Source organism: Hydrogenovibrio sp. (genome assembly GCF_049975065.1).
Classification (GTDB): domain Bacteria; phylum Pseudomonadota; class Gammaproteobacteria; order Thiomicrospirales; family Thiomicrospiraceae; genus Hydrogenovibrio.
The window spans coordinates 21,168-22,516 of the sequence record NZ_JBNGDN010000026.1 but is presented as its reverse complement, the minus strand read 5'-3'; the positions used below and the strand labels follow the sequence as shown (position 1 = coordinate 22,516).

Below are 1,349 nucleotides of genomic sequence, written 5' to 3'. Positions count from 1 at the left end.
TTTACGCCAAGGTCAAAATTGCTTGCAAAAAACGGGTGGGTCCATATATGACAGCCGTAAGGTTCGGAATGACAGCGTTTTAAAAAACTCTGTGTCTCTGCGTCTCTGTGGTTCAAAAAACCATTTTCCCCAGGCCTGGAGTGGTTGGCCGGAGAGGCTTCGGCTTAAAGGTATTTGGCTAGGTGGGTTTTTAGGTGTTCGATTTGTTCGCTATGAATCATCGGGATCTGGTACTGCTTGGCGCGTTTGAGGTCGCTTTGGGTCGGTGGGTGCATGCTGATCAGCAGGCCGCGCCCTGTGACGCCGCCGATGTCTTTTAGGGTGTCGAGTTTGTAGAGGCTGTCGCGGATGGCTTGAGTTTTGTTTTTGGTGTTGTGGGTTTTGCATTCGATAATCACCAGCTTGTTATCGACCAACACCGCGCCGTCCAGTTCGTTTTGGGCATCACTGGTATCGGATTGGATTTCCAGCCCGAGCGCAAAATCTTGAATTTTGCGGTTTTCAGCGCTCAGTTGTTTGAGGGTGTGAAAGACCAGCTCTTCCAGCCAGCCGCCGTTGCAGAAAAAGCGGGCATCGGCATGGGTAAATTGCAGGCGGTCTTTTTTGAGCTGAACCAGTCCGGCGGCTTGCAGTAGGTTGATCAGGCGTTTTAGGGGTTTGTTTAGGGTTTGAATGGGCTTGGAAAGGAGTTGCAAGTTCATGGCGGTGGCGGCGATGCCATTGAGCTGGGTCAGCGGTTTGCGCCAGTACCGAATGTTGCTGGCGAAGTCTTCCACCAAGGTGCGCCATTGCGGGTATTGGGTGCCTTGCGGTTTTTGCAGCGGTTGCCAGCCGTGCGCTTTTAAAAAGGGGGTGAGTTTGATGCGGTCTTCCAGTGGATAGGGCGCAGACTCGGCTTTGGATTTGGGCAGATACCAGCTGAGGGTGTCGTCCATATTCATGTAATAGGCCTGGGTGCCGTCAGATTCGCTCATAAGCGCCACTTCGTATAAGGCCAGTGACATGGGTTTGGTGCCGCTGGTGAGGTTGGCGTAGAGGCGGGTGTTGTCGTTTTCCGCCATGAGTGTGTCCAGCAGTTGGATGAAGAAGTCGCGCAGCACGGTGAGATTTTCGTGATGGGGCAGGGTGATGAATCGGCTTTTGATTTGATAATAACTAAGGGCTTTGGCGAGCCATTCGGCTTGGGTTTTAAAGTTTTGGGTGTGCAGCAGGATGACTTCATCTACCTGCAGGTTTGGATCCAGCAAAGGCACAATATTGGGGGCGGGTTGTCTGGAGACGAGGCACAGATGAAGGTGTTGGGTGGGTGGGGTGTTTTTTGCGTTCATGTTATTAAAGTTCCAAATTTA

1 protein-coding gene is annotated in these 1,349 nt (G+C 51.9%); it reads right to left on the bottom strand.

Annotated features, from left to right (window positions below):
* Window positions 1-164: 164 nt before the first annotated feature.
* The gene (locus tag ACP5D0_RS04935; RefSeq protein WP_472364490.1) at window positions 165-1,328 is read right to left on the bottom strand and encodes a Card1-like endonuclease domain-containing protein; all 1,164 of its coding nucleotides are present in this window, start codon (window positions 1,326-1,328) and stop codon (window positions 165-167) included.
* Window positions 1,329-1,349 lie beyond the last annotated feature (21 nt).

Excerpts from the sequence above, each read along its gene's own strand:
- ACP5D0_RS04935 (WP_472364490.1), bottom strand. The coding sequence starts at position 1,328 with ATGAACGCAAAAAACACCCCACCCACCCAACACCTTCATCTGTGCCTC.